This is a genomic window from Methylobacterium sp. WL1, from assembly GCF_008000895.1.
Lineage (GTDB): Bacteria > Pseudomonadota > Alphaproteobacteria > Rhizobiales > Beijerinckiaceae > Methylobacterium.
Map to the genome: position 1 here is coordinate 3577644 of NZ_CP042823.1, position 17037 is coordinate 3594680.

Genomic DNA, 17037 nt, shown 5'->3' on the forward strand with positions numbered 1-17037 from the left:
AGCGGAGGCCTCGAAGGAGCCCTCCAGCCAGCCGCGCGATCCCTGGAGGGCTCCTTCGAGGCTGCTCCGCAGCACCTCAGGATGAGGTGGTTGATGGGAGCAGCGGTGAAAGTGGCGGTCAGGCGCTGCGCCGGCCTTCGAGCTTGGCGAGTTCCACCGCGGCGCGCAGCTCGATCTCGGCCATGAGCCCGTCGAGGCGCGGATCCCCCGACGAGGCCGAGCGCTCGGCCAGGCGGCCGGCGATGGCGCGCAGGTCCTGCGGGGAGACGCGGCCACCGAGCATCGCGGCCTTGAGGCGGTCGAGGCCGTCGAGCAGGTCGTGGCCGCGCTTGGCCGTGCGCCGGCGGCGCTCCTGCGGCGTCTCGGTTTCGCCTTGAAGCAGCAGGACGGCATCGAGCCCCGCCAGGGTCGCCGCGGCGGCCGGCGCATTGGCGCCGGACGTGGAGGCCGGCGCCGCATCGAGGCTGAAGCCGCGCCCGCCCTCGACCCGGGCCTTGGACGCGACGCCGCCGGCATTCTGGATCGGCTGGCGAGTGTCGACGCGCATGATCGTGTTCGTGTCGCTCCGGGCGCTCCTGCGCTGCCTGGACTCTCGGCTGGCACGGTTAAGCACCGGTAAACAGGCCGGCAGAACCTGCCGGGTCGGCAGGTTCGGTGCCGGTCGACCACAATCGGCGGCCGCACGCCGGTTGGATAATGATATCTTTTCTCAATGGCTTAACGGAAAGGCCCGGCTGGCACGGGGCTGGCAGGAGGGGGGCAGGTCCGTTCACCCGTGAAAAACCCGGCATGCGCCCGAGCCACCCTATCAAGCTCCTCGGATCGGCCCTCGCGGCGCTCGTCGTCGGGGTGATGCTGACGGCAGCGGCCTCAGGCCCGGCGCTCGCCCTGTCGCGGGTGAAGGACCTGGCCTCCATCGAGGGCGTGCGGCAGAACCAGCTCGTCGGCTACGGCATCGTGGTCGGCCTCAACGGCACCGGCGACACCCTCAACAACATCCCGTTCACCAAGCAGTCGCTGCAGGCGATGCTGGAGCGGCTCGGGGTCAACACGCGGGGCGCCACGATGCGCACCCAGAACCTCGCCGCCGTGATGGTGACGGCGAGCCTGCCACCCTTCGCCGCCCAGGGCACCCGCATCGACGTGACGGTCTCGTCGCTCGGCGACGCGAAATCCCTTCAGGGCGGCACCCTGCTGGTGACGCCGCTGCTCGGCGCCGACGGCGAGGTCTACGCCCTCGCGCAGGGCTCGGTGGCGATCGCGGGCTTCTCGGCCGAGGGCGACGCCGCCAAGATCACCCGGGGCGTGCCGACCAACGGCCGCATCTCCAACGGCGCCAACATCGAGCGCGAGATCGCGTTCAAGCTGAACGATGCCCGCGCCCTGCGGCTGTCCCTGCGCAACCCCGATTTCACCACCTCGAAGCGGATTGCCGCGGCGATCAACGACTTCATGGGCGCCGACACGGCCGAGCCGACCGACCCGGCCACGGTGACGATCCAGATCCCGGCCAAGTACAACGGCAACATGATCCGCCTGATCACCGAGGTGGAGCAGCTCAAGGTCGAGCCCGACCAGACCGCCCGGGTGGTGGTCGACGAGCGCTCCGGCATCATCGTGATGGGCCGCGACGTGCGGGTCTCCACGGTGGCGATCGCGCAGGGCAACCTCACGGTCACCATCAGCGAGCAGCCGCAGGTGAGTCAGCCGGCGCCCCTCTCCAACGGGCGCACCGCCGTGGTGCCGCGCACGAGCCTGAAGGTCGACACCGGCGACGGCAACAAGCTGGCGCTGGTCAAGGAGGGCGTGAGCCTGCGCGAGCTGGTCGATGGCCTGAACGCCCTCGGGGTCGGCCCCCGCGACCTGATCTCGATCCTCCAGGCGATCAAGACCGCCGGGGCGCTGCAGGCCGATATCGAACTGATGTGATTGTCGCGTGCATCGTCCCGAACGGTGAGGGCCAGCTTTCGGGACGATGCCCTAGGACGGACTGGAGGGCCAAATCATGCTGCCACTCGCCAACATCGCGGCCAACGCTGCCGCCGGCGTCGGGAAATCCATCGCCACCAGCGTGTCCGACGGCATCCTGAAGACCGGCAACACCGCCAAGGCGCACAAGACCGCCACCGAGTTCGAGTCGATGTTCCTGGAGAACAGCCTCGACCGGATGATGCAGTCGGATGGGACCGAGGGCCCGCTCGGCGAGAACGGGACCGGCGGCGGCGTCTACCGATCGATGCTGACCAAGGAATACGCGGGACAGATCGTGAAGAGCGGCGGCATCGGCATCGCCGATTCCGTGTTTCGTGAGATCATGAAGATGCAGGGCGCGACCACCGATGGAGCCGGCAATGCAAAGGGCTGAACCGCTGCGCGTCGCCGACCGGATCACCGCCGAGGCGCTGGTCGGGGGCGTGCTGGCCAACATGGCCGCATTGGAGGCGGTGCTAGCCGAGGAGGCCGCGCATGTCCGGGCCGGGCGCCTCCGCGAGGGCCTAGTGGCGGCCGAGCCCAAGACGGCGCTCGCCGCGGCCTACATGCAGGGCCTCGAAGTCGCCAAGGCCAATGCCGTGGCGCTGAAGAGATTCAACCCGGAGGGTGTCGAGACCCTGCGGGCCGCCCATCGCCGGTTCACCGCGGCCGTCGAGGCGAACCAATCGGTGCTCGACAGCGCGCGATCCGTGTCGGAGGGGCTGATCAAGTCGCTGGCGGAGGAGATCGGACGGGCGCAGCTGCCCTCGGGTTACGGACGGCAGGCCCCGGCGCCCTCCCCGTACGGCCGCGGCGTGCGCAGCGGACCGCTGGTGCTGTCGCGGAACCTGTAGGGCCGCCTCAGCGCCGGCCGTTGCCGATCCGCACGTAGGTCCGCACCTCGCCGAGGTCGGTGTCGGCGCGGTTGTCGATCGCCAGGTGGCCGGCGACCACGGGCGCGGCCGCCGCGCCGATGCCAGGGCCGGCCCGGAGGTCGGTACCCGCGATCACCCGGCCGGACACGCGGATGCAACTCGCACTGCCGGGCAGCCGCACGAAACCCGGCCCCTTCGTAGGGCACGGCATCGTGGCCGCGGCGGTCGGCGCCTTCTCGCGATCGCGGGCGTCGGCGGGCGTGCCGTGCCCGACGAGTGCGGCGCTCAGGACCAGAGCGGTGAGCGGGCGCACCATGTCAGGCGGCCTGACGCGCCAGGTCCCGGTACAGCAGATCGATGTAACGCTCGACCTCGCCGATGAAAGCGTCCAGATCAGGCTCGACGAACCGCAGCCGGGCGAGGTCGCGCAGCAGGATGTCGAGGGCGGTGGCACGGTCGCCGGGGCGGCCGTAATCGTCGAGATAGCTGTCGATCGCCTGTTCGGCCATCACGATGGCGCCGATCTGCGCCGCGGAGCCGAGGCGACGGACCGCGTGGACGGGTTCGGACAGCGCCATGCGGACCTCTCCTCGAGCAGGCGATCGCACGACACGCGACCGTCCTGCGCGCTTCACTGCGGGAAAGCGGCAAGACTATGGTCGCGGGGCCGAATACCGGCGTCAGCTGATGTAGTTGACCAGCGAGAGCTTCGAGAGCGAGGCCGTGACCTGGTAGCTGGCCTGGAGCCGGTTCTGGACGTCGAGCAGCTTGGCGACGACCTCCTCGGTTGGGGCCTGCTCGATCCCATCCAGGGTGTTCTGGACCGTGGTCCGGGTGGCGGTGTTGGTCGTGCCGGCGTTCGAGAGCCGGGTCGCGGCGACGCTGAGCTGCGTGACGGTGTCCTGGACGCTGGGGTTGGTCTGGTCGGATGCGGACAGGAGCGTCCCGGCCTTGCCGACCACCGCCTTGTAGGTGGCGCTGGTGTTGGCGTCGCTCGCTGTCGGAAGCGCGAACGCCATGGTCGCCAGGCCGGCCAGGACGTTCTGGATCGTCTTGTCGTTGGCGCGGGCGCCCGTGCCGACCTTGCCGGTGGCGCTGACCTGCACCGATTGCGTGTCGAGCGGCGAGGTCGGCACGGCCTGGGTCGGGTCCGCCGGCGTCGTGTACGTGTTCTCGCCCTGGTACCAGAGCACCGTGTCGGTCGCCTTGGCGGTTGTGAATCCGGTCGGGTTCTTGGCCGCGTCGTAGACGATGCGCTGCTGGGGCATGATGCCGGTGCCGTTCGGGCCGCCCTTCGCCGAGCCGGTGAAGAAGTCGGTCGTCACGGCCGCGGTGGCGTTCACCGCCAGCGTGCTGCTGGCCGCCCCCTTGAGCGCGTTGGTCAGCGTCGCGGACAGGTTCGTCATCGTGTCGGCGGCGGTGGCACCGATCGCGAAGCTGCCGGTGGAGGTCGAATCCGCGCTGGCGGCCGCGGTGAGCGTCACGGTCGTCGAGGTGCCGTCCGGCATCTTCAGCGCGAAGCTGACCGTGTCGCCGACCGACGGCTGCGCCGACAGGCCGACGTTGAGCGAGGCCGGGCCGGCGCCCGTGACCGAGGCGGTGAGCGCCGTCCCGGTGGTCGTCGGGGTGCCGGACAGGGTGAACCCGAACTTGCCCCGGGTCGCGGCGTTCGCCTCGTCGGTGACCTGGACGGAGGTGGCGCTCGGCGCCGTCTGCGTCAGCCGGCCGTTGCCGCCGGAGCCCAGTTCCGCCGCGACCCGCTCGTTGACCAGCGACGTGAGGCCGGCGAGCGCGTTGCCCTGCGCGTCGGTGGTGCCATTGAGGATCGTGTCGGCGTCGAACACCGGCTGGGTCGTGGCGTCGCGGCCGCCGAACAGGTAGCTGCCCGCCGCCGACTGGTTCAGCGTGTCGAGGGCCGTCTGCAGGTTGGCCTGCGCGATCGAGCGGCCCGCTGTGGTGTTGGCCGCGATGCTCTGCAGGCCGTTGTTCAGGGCCGTACGGGCATCGGTGCCCAGTTTCGCGACCTGGGTCAGGCTCGTGACCGCGAGCTTGGTCCGGGTCTGGGCGGCGGTGATGCCGGCGCCGTAGCCGTCGAGCGCGCTCAGGGTCGCCTGGGCGGCGAGCGCCGTGGAGCGCCCGGTGCCGAGCCCGCCATAGGTCTGCGAGACCTTGCCGCTGGAGAGCTGGTTCGACAGGGCGTTGAGCTGGTTCTTCAGCGTCAGGAGCTGCGAGGTGTTCCGGTTGGCGACGTAGGACCCGGCCGCGAAGGGAGAGATCGTGGTCATGGTCAGATCTGCAGCAGCTGGTTGAGCATGTCGCGGGCGGCGGTCAGCACCCGGGCGTTGGCGCCGTAGGCGGTCTGCAGGGCGATCAGGTTCGACATCTCCTGGTCGATGTTGACACCGGCCCCGGCGGAGAACCGGCCCTGCGCGGTGGACAGCGCGGTCTGCTGGGTGTTGTCCATCGCGGCGGCATTCGCGGACGCGGCCCCCTGCGAGGCGATCACGTCCTGCGCGAAGCCGACGACGCTTGCCCGGTACGGCGCGGAGACCCCGCCGATGCCGCTCGACGACGAGAAGGTCTGCTGCGCCGAGGTCAGGGCCGTGAAGATCGCCTGCGCCCGGCCGCCCGACGCGCTCGGATCGGTGGCGCTCGATGCGGTCAGCGCCGCGGTGTTGCCGGACAGCGCCGGGTTGATCGAGATCCGCTGCGCGAAGCCGGTGAGCTGCGCGCCGCTGTCGAACGAGCCGGTGAACAGCCGCGGGGTCGGGGGCGGCGCCGCGGACACGTCGGTGAACAGGGCGAGCTGCGGATAACCCGTGGTCAAATCGTTCGGCGACGTCGGCTGGGTGACGCTGGCGGTCGCCGCGCCGACCACCTTGCCGCCCGCCGTGAGCGTCAGGGTCGCGGCGGACGCCGTCGCGGAGCCGTTGGTGACGCCGAGGGTCGGAAGCTTGTAGTTGGCAGCGTCAGGACTGGCGTTGAACGTGCTGAGCGCCGTTTGGATCTGCGCGACGTAGGTGGCTGGGCCGCCGCTGGCGTCGAACGTCAAGGTCAGGCCGCTGGCATCCGTCGTCTGTGCCGCCGGAACGATCGTGCCGCTCTGGGTCGCCGACGCCACGAGCGTCACGTTCCGCACCGTGTTGGTGCCGTCGGTCACCTGAAAGGTCACCGCGTTGCCGGGTTGCATCGTCGGCAGCGTGATCGTGGTGTCACTGACCGTAGTGCCGCCGACGGTCGTGGTGTTGAGAGTGCCGCCGACGCCGGTGTTGGTCAGCGCCGTGGCGAGCCCCCCGGCGAGGTCGTCCAGCTGGCGCTGGGCCTGCGGCAGGACTTGGTCGCGCAGCTCGATCCCCGCGGCAAGGCTCCCGGACCGGATGGCGCCGGGTGCGCCGAGGTCGATCTTGCCGCCGCCCGGCAGGGTGGCCGTGATCGTGCCGACCGTGCGCTTTGCCGGGTCCGTCGAGTAGCTCGAAGTGGGATTCAGCGACCCGTGTCCGTCGAAAGTCAGCGTCGCGGCGGTGCCGCGGTCGACCAGGGTCACGCCCGACTGGGTCAGCACCGACACCGTGCCGTCGCGCTGCGCGACGGTCTGGACGTCCATGTAGCCCGAGAGCGTGTTGATCACCTGGTCGCGCTGGTCCCGGAGGTCGGCCAGGGACGAGGCGTCGGTGGTGTTCTGGATCTTGGCGTTGAGCCGGGCGACGCTGGACAGGATTGTGCTGGCCGATTGCGTGTCGGTGCCGAGCTGGGCCTCGACGCCCGAACGCAGGTTCTGCACCGAGGCGGCGGCGCCGTTGATCTGGCTCGCCAGGGCCGACGCGTTGCTGACCACGGTGGTGCGTGCCGCCGCCGAGGTCGGGTTGGCCGACAGCTCCTGCAGCGATTCGGTGAACGTGTTCAGCGTGCCGTCCAGCGCCGCCCCGCTGCCCGGCGCGCCGTAGAGCGCGTCGAGCTGAGACGCGATGCCGGCCTTCGTGCTGGTATAGGCGGCCCCCGAGGTCTCGAGCCGCAGCTGCTTGAGCGCCGCGGCATCGAAACTGCGGGTGATCGCCCCGACCGCGACGCCGGAATTGTTGGTTCCGGTCGCGACCGTCGAGAGCGTCCGCTTGACGTATCCGGCCGTGCCGGCATTCGCGACGTTCTGCGAGACGACGTTGATCGCCGCCTGCGTGGCCGCAAGTCCGGCGGTCGCGGTGGAAAGCGCGTTCAGCGACATCTCACGGCCTCCGCGGTTGGGATCGCGCCCTCACTCAGCGGATCACGTTGAGCAGGTCAGACATCATCGTCTGGGCCGTCGACATGACCCGCGTGTTCGCAGAGTAGGCCTGCTGGGTTACGATCATCTTAGAGAACTCGCTCGCAATGTCGGTATTGGATTGCTCATTGCTCGCGCCCGTAATCGAGCTGCCGTTCAGCCCCACCAGCGCCGCGCCGGACTCGGCGGTCTGCAGGTAGTTTCCATTCGAATCGGCCTTCAGCCCGTCGGGGTTGGCGAACTGGGCGATGCCCACGGTGGCGAGCCCGAGCACCGAGCCGTTCGAGAACGTGCCGTTGATCTTGCCGTCCTCGCCAATGGCGACGCTGGTCAGCGTGCCGGCGCTGTTGCCGTTCTGGCTGAGCGTGTTGGTGGTCACCGCACCCGACGTGTCGGCGTACTGCGTCAGGCCGGCGGTGCCGACATTCATGGTCATGCCCGAGAAGGTGTAGTCGCCCACCGTCACGTCGCCGAGGGACACCGGACTCGTGGTCGGATTGGTCAGCTTGCCGGTGGAATCGAAGGTGAACGCCGTCCCGACATTCTGCCAGGCCGTCGAATTCGCGGATGCCGAGGGATCGGAGGCGTAGAAGAGGTTCCAGACCGCATCCTGCTTCGGTGTCGTCGAGGCATCCTGCACCTTCGCCCAGCGCGTGCTCAGGGTGACTGGCGCGCCGGTCTGCGTGTAGGCGGTGATCGACGGGCCCGCGATGCTGTTGTTGACGAAGGTCCCGGCGGCGGTCGAAGGCACCGTGGGTCCGGGCACCGTGGCTCCGGTCAGGACGACCGCGGATGGCAGCTGATTGTAGACATCCGAGCCCGACGTGGCGGACGCAGTGGTGGCCGGGGTCGCCGGCAGGTTGGCCGCGTAGGTCAGCGACGTCGTCGGCTGGGCCGGGAGCGAGGTGTTGCCGATCTTGAGCAGCCCGGTGCTGGTCGCCTGCCCGGTGACCGGATCGAGGTTCGTGCCGGTCAGGTAGCCGCCGGCGCCGTTGACCAGGTAGCCGTCCTTGTCCTGCGCGAAGTCGCCCCGGCGCGTGTAGACGTTCGTGCCGCTGAAGGTGGCCGCACCGTTCGAATCACCGGTCTTTCGGACCACCGTGAAGAAGCCGTTGCCGTTGATCGCCATGTTGGTCGGGACGCTCGACGCCACTACGTTGCCGGCGATCGTGTTGGTCAGCTGCGACTGCGCCAGGACCGAGCCGGCCACTTCGCGCTTGGGCGTGGTCTCGGACATCATGTCGACGAAGCTGGTGTCGATCCGCTTGAATCCGGTGGTCTGCGAGTTCGCGATGTTCCCGGAGATGTTGCTGATGGCATAGGATTGCGCCTGCAGTCCGGAGACCGAGGTCTGCAGGGCGGTGAAAAGATCCATGGCATGCGATCCCGAAACGCGCCGCAATGGCCCGCAGGATCAAGCGAGCGCAACCGCCGTGCCACGCCTAAGTCCTTGGCGGGCCTAGCGTTGGCCGCACCCGACCCGGCAGCACTGACCGTCCGGAGGTGCCGACCCGGCAGATTCTGCCGGACCGGGCGGGCCCCGGTCCGTCGGCATCCCCGGCGCGCGTTTACGGGGTGTTATCCGGCTCGCGCCAAGATCGGGCACGGGCTGATCCGGGTGGGGGGCGTCCCGCCCGGACGCGTCGAAGCGGCACGGATTGCGGATCTAGAGGTCATGCGGGCGAAACGGACGAGCCTCGTCCACATCATCTACTTCTCGCGCCTCAACCTCTCGTCGGATGCGGCAAAGCGGTCGGAGCAGATCAACGAGATCGGCCGGGTCGCACAGAAGAAGAACGAGTTCTCGGTGATCACCAGCTTCCTGATCATCGAGGGCAACTTCGCCTGCCAGGTGATCGAGGGCGAGCGATCGTCGGTCCACGAGACCTTCGACCGGGTTAGCGCCGACCAGCGCCACCGCGACGTGCAGATCAACGAGTGGCGGGAGATCGCCAAGCGCGAGTTCGTCCACTCCTTCAAGAGCGCCCAGCGCACCGCGACCAACGACGGCCTGTTCGCCAAGGCCAACCTGCTGCCGATGCTCCAACGTGGTACTCCGAAGGCGACCGCGATCCACGGCCTCTGCGTGGCGCTCCAGAACGACGCGATGTCCCGCCAGGGCATCGATCACCTCTTCATCTGAGCCGAGCGATGTCCGAGAGCGATACGCCCCCGATCCTGATCGTCGACGACCAGGAAAAGCTCCTGCGTCTCGAGGTGATGCTGATGACCCGGATCGGCTTCCCCGATGTCGAGGGAGTCACCACGGCCGCCGAGGCGCTTGAGCGGCTGCGCACGCGCCGCTACGCCCTGGTGATCTCCGACCTGACCATGGAGCCGATGGACGGGCTGAGCCTGCTGCGCGAGATCCGCGGCGACGACGCTCTGATGAACACGCCCTTCATGCTCACCGAATCGTCCTTCGACTTCGAGGACATCAACCTCGCCCACCAGGCGGGCGCGGACGCCTTCATCCTCAAGCCGTTCGACATGGCCGTGCTGAAGAGCAAGCTGAAGCAGGTGCTCAACCGCAAGCCGCGCAAGCGCGACGCCCCGATCGCGGCGGAATCGACGCTGACAGTCGATTTCCCGATGCTGGGGAAGTTCTGAGGGGCAGCATCTCCAACCCGGGTTCCCGCATCCGGAGATGCGAGCGTAACGCGCCTCGACGGAGGCCTCCGGGAATCGCACGGCTGCCGGAAGGCTCCGTCGCGGCGTCCCAACCGCGGCCCCGCATTTCAGGATAAGGGAGAGGGCGGGAAAGCCTGTCGCGCCCGCCCCGCCGACATCTCACGCTGTCCGCTTCTGATAATCCTTCACATCGGTGAAGCGCACCGCCGGGTAGCGCTCCTCCTCGTAGCGGAGCGAGAACGCCGTGGTCGCCATGAAGACCGGGGCGCCGTCGAGGTCCTTGGCCATGGCCGAGCCGTGGCTGTCCACGAACTTGTCCAGCTCGATCTCGGACTCCGACTCGATCCAGCGGCATACCGAGAAGCGCGAGGTCTCGTAATCGATCGGAAGGCCGTACTCGGCTTGGAGACGCTCCTTCAGTACGTCGAGCTGGAGCGCGCCGACCACGCCGACGATCGCCTGGCTGCCGTCCTGCGGAACGAACACCTGGACGACACCCTCCTCGCCCATCTGCTGCAGCGCCTCGCGCAGCTTCTTGGCCTTCATGGCGTCGGTCAGCTTGATCCGGCGCAGGATCTCGGGTGCGAAGCTCGGTACGCCGCGGAACAGCAGGTCCTCGCCTTCGGTGAGCGTGTCGCCGATCCGCAGGGTGCCGTGGTTCGGGATCCCCACCACGTCGCCCGCGAAGGCCTCGTCCGCGATGGCGCGGTCCTGGGCGAAGAAGAATTGCGGCGCCGAGAGCGAGATCGGCTTGCCGGTGCGGACCAGCCGGGCCTTCATGCCCCGGCTAAGCTTGCCCGAGCAGACCCGCATGAACGCGATCCGATCCCGATGGTTCGGATCCATGTTCGCCTGGATCTTGAACACGAAGCCGGTCATGCGTGGCTCGGTCGGCTCGACCAGGCGCTTGTCGGCATCCTGGCCGCGGGGCGGCGGCGCCACCTTGGCGAGACCGTCGATGAGGTCGCGTACGCCGAAGTTGCGCAGCGCCGAGCCGAAGAACACCGGCGTCAGGTGGCCCTCGCGGAACGCGTCGAGGTCGAACGGCTTTAGCCCGCCTTCGGCCAGCTCGACCTCCTCGCGCCACGCATCGGCCGCGCCGTTCTCGGTGAGCAGCGTATCGAACAGCGGGTCCTGCGGGCCGGACACCGCCACCATGCCGGCATCCTCGGCGGCGTCCAGCCGGCGCACGCGGTTGGCGCCGAGTTCATAGGTGCCGGAGAAGTTGCGGCCTGTGCCGATCGGCCAAGTCACCGGGGCGACGTCGAGCGCCAGCGTCTTCTCGATCTCGTCGAGCAGCTCGAACGGGTCGCGGGCCTCGCGGTCGAGCTTGTTCACGAAGGTGACGATCGGGATGTCGCGCAGGCGGCAGACCTCGAACAGCTTGCGGGTGCGCGCCTCGATGCCCTTGGCCGCATCGATCACCATCACGGCCGAATCGACCGCGGTCAGCGTCCGGTAGGTGTCCTCCGAGAAGTCCTCGTGGCCCGGCGTGTCGAGCAGGTTGAAGACGCAGTCGCCGTACTCGAAGGTCATCACCGAGGTGACCACCGAGATGCCGCGCTCCTTCTCGATCCCCATCCAGTCGGACCGGGTCGAGACCCGATTGCGCTTGGCCTTGACCTCGCCGGCGAGCTGGATCGCGCCGCCGAACAGCAGCAGCTTCTCGGTCAGCGTGGTCTTGCCCGCATCCGGGTGCGAGATGATCGCGAAGGTGCGCCGCCGCGCAACCGGGTCGGCCGGCCTCGCTTCGGTCTTGGTCTGCATCAGCATGGAGCGAACGCTCTGGGTCGGCACAACGGGAGGGCGTCGCCCGGCGGTGCCGCCTCGGGCGAGGGTCTCGGCATCGTGTAGCGGCAAGCCCCGGTATTGGCAAAGAACCGACCGAGCCGACCGATCTCGGGCTGATCCAGGTCCCGGTTTCAAAAGGTCGTTCGACCTTTTGCGGGCGAAGGGCGGAGCCCTTCGTCTCCATCAGGGCTCCGCCCTGACAACCCGCCAAAGGGCTGAGCCCTTTGGAAACCCAGCCTTAGGCCGCCTCGGCCGCCAGCGCGTGCAAGTCTGCAACCAAGGCGTCCACGCGCGCGGCCTCGGCGTCCCAGGCGAACATGAACCGGGCCCCGCCGCCGATGAAGGTGTAGAACCGCCAGCCCCGCGCCCGCAGCCGCTCCATGGTCGCAGCCGGCATCGCCAGGAAGACGGCGTTGGCCTCTACGGGGAACAGCGCGCGGATCCCCGGCAGGCCGGCGACGGCCCCGGCGAAGCGCCGGGCGCAGGCATTGCCGTGGGCGGCGTTCCGCAGCCAGGCACCGCTCTCCAGCATGCCGACCCAGGGGGCGGCCAGGAAGCGCATCTTCGAGGCGAGCTGCCCGGCCTGCTTGCACCGGTAACCGAAATCCTCCGCGAGCTTCGGATCGAAGAACACCACCGCCTCGCCCGCATGCATGCCGTTCTTGGTGCCGCCGAAGCACAGCACGTCGATCCCGGCCCGCCAGGTCATGTCGGCGGGGCTGCAGCCGAGGCTGGCGCAGGCATTGGCGAAGCGCGAGCCGTCCATATGCAGCGCGAGGCCGAGTTCCCGGCATGTGGCGGACAGCGACCGCAGTTCGGCCAGGGTATAGACCTGCCCGGTCTCGGTCGGCTGGGTGATCGTGACCACCCGCGGCCGCGGGAAATGGATATCGCTGCGGTTGGTGGCGAGCCCGCGGATCGCCTCCGGGGTGAGCTTGCCGCCTTCGGTGCGGACGGTGAGCAGCTTGGACCCGTTGGAGAAGAATTCCGGCGCGCCGCACTCGTCGGTCTCGACATGGGCCGAGTCGGCGCAGATGACGCTGTGATAGGATTGGCACAGGGCCGCCAGCGCGAGGGCGTTCGCCGCCGTGCCGTTGAAGGCGAAGAACACCTCGCACTCGGTCTCGAACAGGCGGCGGAACGCATCCGCGGCCCGGGCGGTCCAGGCATCCTCGCCGTAGGCCGGCGCGTGGCCGCGATTGGCCGCCTCCATGGCGGCCCAGGCCTCCGGGCAGATGCCGGAGTAGTTGTCGCTGGCGAATTGCTGCGGGTCGTCGTGTTGCATCCGCACAGCCTAGAGCCGCGTCCGATCGCGTTGCAATCCGGCTTCGTCCCAAATCGAGCCCAAGCAGGGCTGCTGCGCGCCGAACCAGCATCCGGCCCGTGACCGCGGATTTCGAGACGTCCGCTGCGAAGATCGCTGCCGGGAAGATGTTGGAACTGGTTCGCGCTTGGTGTAGAAGGCGCGCCAAGGCGTGGGCTCCACGCCGATTCGGAAACCGACGTTCCCGTCCCTCCCGGGTGCTACCGGGCGAGGGACGTTGCCGGTTTCCAGATCGGCGGCGGGCTGCGCAAGCCCCAAATCCAGGTCCAGAGGATCAAGTCCGTTGCAGGTACTCGTTCGCGATAACAACGTCGATCAGGCGCTCCGCGTCCTCAAGAAGAAGATGCAGCGTGAGGGCATCTTCCGCGAGATGAAGCAGCGCAAGGCGTATGAGAAGCCGTCCGTCCGCAAGGCGCGCGAGAAGGCGGAAGCCGTCCGCCGCGCCCGCAAGCAGGCTCGCAAGACCGCGATCCGCGAGGGCCTGATCGCCGCTCCGAAGCCGAAGCCCCGTTTCCCGGCCGGCAGCCGTCGCCCCGGTTTCCCGTCGCCGAGCGCCGCCCCGTCGCAGCAGGGCGGCAACGCCTCCGGCCAGGTCGCGGTGACCCCGGCGCCCGTCGCCTAAGACGTTCTATCCTGAACGGCAGAAGCCCGGACCGCACAAGCGGCCGGGCTTTTTGCGTTCGACTGTCGCTCGAGCCATGGTGATCACGGGCGCGGCGAGGATTGCGACAAGGCCACCGCTGGAAGCCTTGGGCTTTCTCAACCCAGCATCGTCGGAACGCCGGCGGCTCGATCGGAGATCCGGTTCGGCTCCGATCGCCAGCCCCCTCCCCCATCTCCGGAGGAGGGCAACACGCAGGCCCCGTTCAGGCCGCCTTGGCGGCCATCGTGGCGTGCTCGGCCTGGACCAGCACGTCGAGCGCCCGCCACGGCTTCTGCATGTAGACCGTCTGATCGGGCAGGCGCGCGTCGCGGCTGGCTCCGGAGGTGACGACCACGCGCACGTCCGGCCAGCGCCGCTCCACCGCCTGGGCGAGCGACACGCCGTCCATGGGGCCGGGCAGGCGGATATCGGCGAACAGCAGGGCCACGGTGACGTCGGATCGCTCCAGGACCGAGAGCGCAGCTTCGGCGCTCTCGCAGGCGATCACGCCCAGATCGCTTTCCTCCAGGACCGCGGTCGCGAGGTGGCGCACGGCCGCGTCGTCCTCCACCACAAGCGCCACGGGGGCGGAACACTCGGGCTGTGCGCGATCCATATCAGTCTCCTGCGGTTCGGTCGTGTGAACCCCTTTTCGGGTCCCGGCCTCATTGGTGGACCGGTGATTCCCCGATTCGGCCATGCTGACCTGCCAAGAGCCGGCTCACAAGTGTCCGGGTGGTCGGGCAGCCCATGCCTGCTCCGCGATCACGCCGCACCAATTTTGCCCCGAACGCTTGAAAATGGCGCAGCTGGGTCGCGGTTAAGAAACTGTTCACCCGTGTGGACCGACTGTTAATCTCACGCTTAAGGCGTTTGCCCCATTCCGGGGGACATCGCCTGGATCGTACGGACCAGGGAAGGATCGACGTCCGACATGTGCCGTTTCCTCGCCTATAGCGGTGAGCCGGTCTTTCTCTCGGACCTGGTCTGCGCGCCGACGCATTCGCTGGTGCACCAGTCCCTGCACGCCGACGAAGGGAAAACCGAGACCAACGGCGATGGTTTCGGCATCGGCTGGTACGGCGAGCGTCCCGAGCCCGGCGTCTATCGCGACATCTCCCCAGCCTGGTCGGACGAGAACCTCACCAACCTGTGCGGTCAGGTCCGGGCGCGAACCTTCTTCGCCCACGTGCGCGCCTCGACCGGCACCGCCACCGCCCGGGCGAATTGCCACCCGTTCGTGCATGGGCGGCACCTGTTCATGCACAACGGCCAGATCGGCGGCTACCACCGCATCAAGCGTCGGCTGGAGGCGCTGATTCCGGACGCCTTCTACGATCACCGGCGCGGCAGCACGGATTCCGAGGCGATCTTCCTGCTGGCCCTAGCCAACGGCCTCGATCAGGATCCTGTCGGCGCGATGGCCCGCACCCTGGAGACGATCCGCGCCCTGATGAAGGAGGCCAACGTCTCCGAGCCGTTGCGCTTCACCGCCCTGCTGACGGATGGCGAGACGCTCACCGCCTATCGGTGGGCCTGCGACGGTCGGCCGCCGAGCCTGTATTACCGCGACGGGCCGGGCGGGATCGTCGTCGTCTCCGAGCCGATCGACGGCTGCCGCGATGGCTGGCAAGTCGTCCCGAAGGGCGGCACGCTGCGCGCCCGCCACGGCACCGCCACGACCGTGACCGTTCCGGACACCGCCCGCTCCCGGGCCGCCTGACCGGGCTCAGGCCGTCACCGTCGCGGTGCGGCGTCAGCCATGCTCGGAACGGGATTGTCGATCCGCTTCACGTTGCCACATGTCGGCCACGGCCGATCGTGCGGCCGAGCGGGAATTGACGATGTATCCGGATACCGAGCTACATATTGCCGGACGCTGGCGCACGGGCGCCGACCGAGAGACCCTGGGCGTCCTGAATCCGGCCACGGGCGAGACGATCGGCCAATGCGCCGTCGCCACCACGGCGGACCTGGACGAAGCGCTCGCGGCCGCGGCGCGGGCCTTCCCGGCCTGGCGGAAGGTGTCGCCGTTCGAGCGCGGCAAGCTGATGCGCAAGGCCGCCGATCTGCTGCGCAGCCGCGCCGACGAGATCGCCCGCATCATGACCCTGGAGCAGGGCAAGCCGCTGGCCGAGGCGCGCGTCGAGACCCTGGCGGCCGCCGACGTGATCGACTGGTTCGCCGAGGAGGGTAAGCGCGCCTACGGACGCGTCATCCCGGCCCGCGCCGACGGCGTGCTGCAGGCGGTGGTGCGCGAGCCGGTTGGCCCGGTCGCCTGCTTCACGCCCTGGAACTTCCCGATCAACCAGGCGGTCCGCAAGATCTCGGCGGCGCTCTGCACCGGCTGTACGGTGATCCTGAAGGGTCCCGAGGACACGCCGGCGAGTTGCGCAGCGCTGGTCCGCGCATTCCTCGACGCCGGCATCCCGGGCGACGCCCTGTCGCTGGTCTACGGCGACCCGGCGACGATCTCGGCCTACCTGATCCCGCACCCGGTGATCCGCAAGATCTCGTTCACCGGCTCGACGGTAGTGGGCAAGAAGCTTGCGGCGCTGGCCGGCGAGCACATGAAGCGCGCCACCATGGAACTCGGCGGCCACGCTCCGGTGATCGTGTTCGGCGATGCCGACGTGGAGAAGGCCGTGTCGGTCCTGGCCCCGTCGAAGTTCCGCAACGCCGGACAGGTCTGCGTGTCGCCGACCCGCTTCCTGGTGCACGATTCGGTGTTCGACCGGTTCGTCGAGGGCTTCACCAGCTACGCCAAGAGCGCGAAGGTCGGCGACGGCCTGGATCCGGACACCAAGATGGGCCCGCTGATCCATGGGCGGCGTCTGGAGGCCATCGAGGCCCTCTCCGCCGACGCCGAAGCGGCCGGAGCGTCGCTGCGGACCGGCGGCAAGCGCATCGGCAACCGTGGCAACTTCTTCGAGCCGACGGTCTTCACCGAGGTGCCGCTGACCGCGCGGATGATGAACGAGGAGCCGTTCGGCCCGGTCGCGATGATCAACCGCTTCTCGGAGGACGAGGAGGCGCTCACCGAGGCCAACCGCCTGCCCTACGGGCTTGCGGCCTACGCCTATACCCGCTCGGCCGAGCGGGCCGCCAAGGTCTCCCACGGGGTGGAGAGCGGGATGATCTCGATCAACCACCACGGTATCGCCCTGCCGGAGACGCCCTTCGGCGGCGTCAAGGAATCCGGCTACGGCAGCGAGGGCGGTTCGGAGGCGCTCGATGCCTACCTGGTGACCAAGTTCGTCACCCAGGCCAACTTCTGACGCCGGCCCGGCGCGTCGCTGCGGGCGGCGTGCCGATGCCGATCAGTAATGCGGCGGCGGCGGCTCGGGCCCGCGCGGTGCGGACCGGGCCGCCGCCTCCTCAACCTGATCGCGCAACGCATCGACCTGGCGGACGAGCCGGTCGATTACCCGCCACTGCTCCGTGACGGTGCGGTTCAGATCCTCGATCGTCGAATCCTGCTCGGTGAGGCGCATCTCCAGGCGGTCGATGCGGGTGGGGTCGTCCATGGCCGGTCTCCAATCCG

18 protein-coding genes are annotated in these 17037 nt (G+C 69.0%); 8 read left to right on the top strand and 10 right to left on the bottom strand.

Translation table 11 applies throughout. The features are described 5' to 3' along the window. Positions 1 to 118 precede the first annotated feature (118 nt). Positions 119 to 547 carry a flagellar assembly protein FliX gene (locus tag FVA80_RS17355; RefSeq protein ID WP_147906173.1) on the bottom strand — a complete coding sequence of 143 codons (429 nt, stop codon included), beginning with the start codon at positions 545 to 547 and terminating at the stop codon, positions 119 to 121. Positions 548 to 789: 242 nt separating this feature from the next. On the opposite strand from FVA80_RS17355, the gene FVA80_RS17360 reads away from it, so the two are divergent. From FVA80_RS17360 to FVA80_RS17370, 3 genes are all read left to right on the top strand, one after another. Then, positions 790 to 1929, top strand: a complete 1140-nt coding sequence (locus FVA80_RS17360; RefSeq protein ID WP_147906174.1) for a flagellar basal body P-ring protein FlgI — start codon at positions 790 to 792, stop codon at positions 1927 to 1929. Positions 1930 to 2005: 76 nt separating this feature from the next. Continuing rightward, positions 2006 to 2365, top strand: coding sequence for a rod-binding protein (locus tag FVA80_RS17365; protein ID WP_147906175.1), 360 nt, complete (start codon positions 2006 to 2008; stop codon positions 2363 to 2365). Next, a complete protein-coding gene (locus FVA80_RS17370) occupies positions 2352 to 2825 on the top strand; it encodes a hypothetical protein (RefSeq protein ID WP_147906176.1) in 474 nt (157 codons plus the stop codon). The genes FVA80_RS17365 and FVA80_RS17370 overlap by 14 nt, the downstream gene beginning before the upstream one ends. Before the next feature lie 7 nt (positions 2826 to 2832). On the opposite strand, the gene FVA80_RS17375 is transcribed toward FVA80_RS17370, so the two are convergent. From FVA80_RS17375 to FVA80_RS17395, 5 genes are all read right to left on the bottom strand, one after another. Continuing rightward, positions 2833 to 3162: a hypothetical protein gene (locus tag FVA80_RS17375; protein ID WP_147906177.1), complete on the bottom strand. Its 330-nt coding sequence runs from the start codon at positions 3160 to 3162 to the stop codon at positions 2833 to 2835. Between the two features lies 1 nt (position 3163). Further along, entirely contained in the window at positions 3164 to 3424 is a 261-nt protein-coding gene (locus FVA80_RS17380; RefSeq protein ID WP_147906178.1) for a hypothetical protein, read from the bottom strand. 102 nt (positions 3425 to 3526) lie between these two features. Next, on the bottom strand, positions 3527 to 5131 hold the full coding sequence (locus tag FVA80_RS17385; RefSeq protein WP_147906179.1) for a flagellin: 1605 nt from the start codon (positions 5129 to 5131) through the stop codon (positions 3527 to 3529). 2 nt (positions 5132 to 5133) lie between these two features. Continuing rightward, a complete protein-coding gene (gene flgK, locus FVA80_RS17390) occupies positions 5134 to 7065 on the bottom strand; it encodes a flagellar hook-associated protein FlgK (protein WP_147906180.1) in 1932 nt (643 codons plus the stop codon). A gap of 34 nt (positions 7066 to 7099) precedes the next feature. Continuing rightward, positions 7100 to 8479, bottom strand: a complete 1380-nt coding sequence (locus FVA80_RS17395; protein ID WP_147906181.1) for a flagellar hook-basal body complex protein — start codon at positions 8477 to 8479, stop codon at positions 7100 to 7102. Positions 8480 to 8779: 300 nt separating this feature from the next. Here FVA80_RS17395 and FVA80_RS17400 point away from each other — a divergent pair, with 300 nt between their 5' ends. Together FVA80_RS17400 and FVA80_RS17405 are read left to right on the top strand one after the other, a co-directional pair. Further along, entirely contained in the window at positions 8780 to 9247 is a 468-nt protein-coding gene (locus tag FVA80_RS17400; protein WP_147906182.1) for a BLUF domain-containing protein, read from the top strand. Positions 9248 to 9255: 8 nt separating this feature from the next. Then, complete coding sequence (locus FVA80_RS17405) at positions 9256 to 9714, top strand: response regulator (protein WP_147906183.1); 459 nt, start codon at positions 9256 to 9258, stop codon at positions 9712 to 9714. Between the two features lie 180 nt (positions 9715 to 9894). Here the strand turns inward: FVA80_RS17405 and FVA80_RS17410 are convergent, their stop codons facing one another. Then, positions 9895 to 11508, bottom strand: a complete 1614-nt coding sequence (locus FVA80_RS17410) for a peptide chain release factor 3 (RefSeq protein ID WP_147906184.1) — start codon at positions 11506 to 11508, stop codon at positions 9895 to 9897. A 256-nt stretch (positions 11509 to 11764) separates the two neighbouring features. Beyond that, positions 11765 to 12811 (bottom strand): low specificity L-threonine aldolase, encoded by a 1047-nt coding sequence (locus FVA80_RS17415; protein ID WP_147906185.1) that lies wholly within the window; start codon positions 12809 to 12811, stop codon positions 11765 to 11767. 322 nt (positions 12812 to 13133) lie between these two features. On the opposite strand from FVA80_RS17415, the gene rpsU reads away from it, so the two are divergent. Further along, on the top strand, positions 13134 to 13472 hold the full coding sequence (rpsU, locus tag FVA80_RS17420; protein WP_147906186.1) for a 30S ribosomal protein S21: 339 nt from the start codon (positions 13134 to 13136) through the stop codon (positions 13470 to 13472). A gap of 244 nt (positions 13473 to 13716) precedes the next feature. On the opposite strand, the gene FVA80_RS17425 is transcribed toward rpsU, so the two are convergent. Next, positions 13717 to 14109 (bottom strand): response regulator, encoded by a 393-nt coding sequence (locus FVA80_RS17425; protein ID WP_147906187.1) that lies wholly within the window; start codon positions 14107 to 14109, stop codon positions 13717 to 13719. Between the two features lie 318 nt (positions 14110 to 14427). On the opposite strand from FVA80_RS17425, the gene FVA80_RS17430 reads away from it, so the two are divergent. After that, positions 14428 to 15216 (top strand): class II glutamine amidotransferase, encoded by a 789-nt coding sequence (locus FVA80_RS17430; RefSeq protein ID WP_147906188.1) that lies wholly within the window; start codon positions 14428 to 14430, stop codon positions 15214 to 15216. 121 nt (positions 15217 to 15337) lie between these two features. After that, entirely contained in the window at positions 15338 to 16771 is a 1434-nt protein-coding gene (locus FVA80_RS17435; protein ID WP_147906293.1) for an NAD-dependent succinate-semialdehyde dehydrogenase, read from the top strand. A 42-nt stretch (positions 16772 to 16813) separates the two neighbouring features. Here the strand turns inward: FVA80_RS17435 and FVA80_RS17440 are convergent, their stop codons facing one another. Further along, complete coding sequence (locus FVA80_RS17440) at positions 16814 to 17020, bottom strand: SlyX family protein (RefSeq protein ID WP_147897699.1); 207 nt, start codon at positions 17018 to 17020, stop codon at positions 16814 to 16816. Positions 17021 to 17037: the final 17 nt, after the last annotated feature.